General features: G+C 47.8%; 2 rRNA genes. Both read right to left on the minus strand.

Annotated features, from left to right (window positions below):
* Positions 1-49: 49 nt before the first annotated feature.
* Positions 50-164 (minus strand): 5S ribosomal RNA (rrf, locus tag J5286_RS31050).
* A gap of 68 nt (positions 165-232) precedes the next feature.
* A 23S ribosomal RNA gene (locus J5286_RS31055) occupies positions 233-3,154 on the minus strand.
* Between the last annotated feature and the right edge of the window lie 269 nt (positions 3,155-3,423).

Genomic DNA, 3,423 nt, shown 5'->3' on the forward strand with positions numbered 1-3,423 from the left:
CGTATATACTCCACAAAAAAATGACCTAATGGCCAATATGTGAGTATTTGCCTGGCAACGTCCTACTCTAGCGGAACGTTAGTCCGACTACCATCGGCGCTAAGGAGCTTAACTTCTGTGTTCGGCATGGGAACAGGTGTGACCTCCTTGCCATTGTCACCAGACAAATGGAATGTATTATACATTCAAAACTAGATAGTAAGTAAATGATTTTGCGTCGCAAAACATAAAATTGATTAAGTCTTCGATCGATTAGTATTCGTCAGCTCCACGTGTCACCACGCTTCCACCTCGAACCTATTAACCTCATCATCTTTGAGGGATCTTATAACCGAAGTTGGGAAATCTCATCTTGAGGGGGGCTTCATGCTTAGATGCTTTCAGCACTTATCCCGTCCATACATAGCTACCCAGCTATGCCGTTGGCACGACAACTGGTACACCAGAGGTATGTCCATCCCGGTCCTCTCGTACTAAGGACAGCTCCTCTCAAATTTCCTACGCCCACGACGGATAGGGACCGAACTGTCTCACGACGTTCTGAACCCAGCTCGCGTACCGCTTTAATGGGCGAACAGCCCAACCCTTGGGACCGACTACAGCCCCAGGATGCGATGAGCCGACATCGAGGTGCCAAACCTCCCCGTCGATGTGAACTCTTGGGGGAGATAAGCCTGTTATCCCCGGGGTAGCTTTTATCCGTTGAGCGATGGCCCTTCCATGCGGAACCACCGGATCACTAAGTCCGTCTTTCGACCCTGCTCGACTTGTAAGTCTCGCAGTCAAGCTCCCTTATGCCTTTACACTCTATGAATGATTTCCAACCATTCTGAGGGAACCTTTGAGCGCCTCCGTTACCTTTTAGGAGGCGACCGCCCCAGTCAAACTGCCCGCCTGACACTGTCTCCCACCACGATAAGTGGTGCGGGTTAGAAAGCCAACACAGCTAGGGTAGTATCCCACCAATGCCTCCACGTAAGCTAGCGCTCACGTTTCAAAGGCTCCTACCTATCCTGTACAAGCTGTGCCGAATTTCAATATCAGGCTACAGTAAAGCTCCACGGGGTCTTTCCGTCCTGTCGCGGGTAACCTGCATCTTCACAGGTACTATGATTTCACCGAGTCTCTCGTTGAGACAGTGCCCAAATCGTTACGCCTTTCGTGCGGGTCGGAACTTACCCGACAAGGAATTTCGCTACCTTAGGACCGTTATAGTTACGGCCGCCGTTTACTGGGGCTTCGATTCGTAGCTTCGCAGAAGCTAACTACTCCTCTTAACCTTCCAGCACCGGGCAGGCGTCAGCCCCTATACATCACCTTACGGTTTAGCAGAGACCTGTGTTTTTGATAAACAGTCGCTTGGGCCTATTCACTGCGGCTCTTCTGGGCGTTAACCCTAAAGAGCACCCCTTCTCCCGAAGTTACGGGGTCATTTTGCCGAGTTCCTTAACGAGAGTTCGCTCGCTCACCTTAGAATTCTCATCTTGACTACCTGTGTCGGTTTGCGGTACGGGCACCTGTTATCTATCTAGAGGCTTTTCTTGGCAGTGTGAAATCAACGACTCGAGGAAACAATTTCCTCTCCCCATCACAGCTCAACCTTATGAGTGCCGGATTTGCCTAACACTCAGTCTTACTGCTTGGACGTGCAATCCAATAGCACGCTTCGCCTATCCTACTGCGTCCCCCCATCGATTAAAACGATACTAGGTGGTACAGGAATATCAACCTGTTATCCATCGCCTACGCCTGTCGGCCTCAGCTTAGGACCCGACTAACCCAGAGCGGACGAGCCTTCCTCTGGAAACCTTAGTCAATCGGTGGACGGGATTCTCACCCGTCTTTCGCTACTCACACCGGCATTCTCACTTCTAAGCGCTCCACATGTCCTTGCGATCATGCTTCAACGCCCTTAGAACGCTCTCCTACCATTGTCCTACGGACAATCCACAGCTTCGGTAATATGTTTAGCCCCGGTACATTTTCGGCGCAGTGTCACTCGACTAGTGAGCTATTACGCACTCTTTAAATGATGGCTGCTTCTAAGCCAACATCCTAGTTGTCTGGGCAACGCCACATCCTTTTCCACTTAACATATATTTTGGGACCTTAGCTGGTGGTCTGGGCTGTTTCCCTTTCGAACACGGACCTTATCACCCATGTTCTGACTCCCAAGTTAAATTGATTGGCATTCGGAGTTTGTCTGAATTCGGTAACCCGAGAAGGGCCCCTCGTCCAAACAGTGCTCTACCTCCAATAATCATCACTTGAGGCTAGCCCTAAAGCTATTTCGGAGAGAACCAGCTATCTCCAGGTTCGATTGGAATTTCTCCGCTACCCTCAGTTCATCCGCTCACTTTTCAACGTAAGTCGGTTCGGTCCTCCATTCAGTGTTACCTGAACTTCAACCTGACCAAGGGTAGATCACCTGGTTTCGGGTCTACGACCAAATACTCAACGCCCTATTCAGACTCGCTTTCGCTACGGCTCCACATTCACTGCTTAACCTTGCATCAAATCGTAACTCGCCGGTTCATTCTACAAAAGGCACGCCATCACCCATTAACGGGCTCTGACTACTTGTAAGCACACGGTTTCAAGTTCTCTTTCACTCCCCTTCCGGGGTACTTTTCACCTTTCCCTCACGGTACTGGTTCACTATCGGTCACTAGAGAGTATTTAGCCTTAGGAGATGGTCCTCCCAGATTCCGACGGAATTTCACGTGCTCCGTCGTACTCAGGATCCACTCAAGAGAGTATATATTTTCGACTACAGGATTATTACCTTCTTTGATTCAACTTTCCAGATGATTCGTCTAATATATACTTTTGTAACTCCGTATAGAGTGTCCTACAACCCCAACAAGCAAGCTTGTTGGTTTGGGCTCTTCCCGTTTCGCTCGCCGCTACTCAGGGGATCGATTTTTCTTTCTCTTCCTCCGGGTACTAAGATGTTTCAGTTCTCCGGGTCTGCCTTCTGATATGCTATGTATTCACATATCGATAACATGACATAACTCATGTTGGGTTTCCCCATTCGGAAATCTCTGGATCAACGCTTACTTACAGCTCCCCAAAGCATATCGTCGTTAGTAACGTCCTTCTTCGGCTTCTAGTGCCAAGGCATCCACCGTGCGCCCTTAATAACTTAATCTATGTTTCCATCCTACAGGAAACGCGTTATTAATCTTGTGAGTGTTCTTTCGAACACTAGCGATTATTTCTTATGAATTCAAGCTTTAAAACTCTAATTCACTCGGTTTTGCTTGGTAAAATCTATATTTTACTTAACTATATAGTTTTCAATGTACAATATCATATTTTCAGTCAAGCGTTTGCATTCGTCTTTGTTTTCATCATTTTCAATACTCATTTACAAAAGTAAATTTCGTTTTGAGATGACTGAACGAATTACATTCGAAA

Origin of the sequence: Rhizobium sp. 16-488-2b (assembly GCF_017741815.1) — a bacterium.
In the GTDB taxonomy this organism is placed as follows: Bacteria; Pseudomonadota; Alphaproteobacteria; order Rhizobiales; family Rhizobiaceae; genus Rhizobium.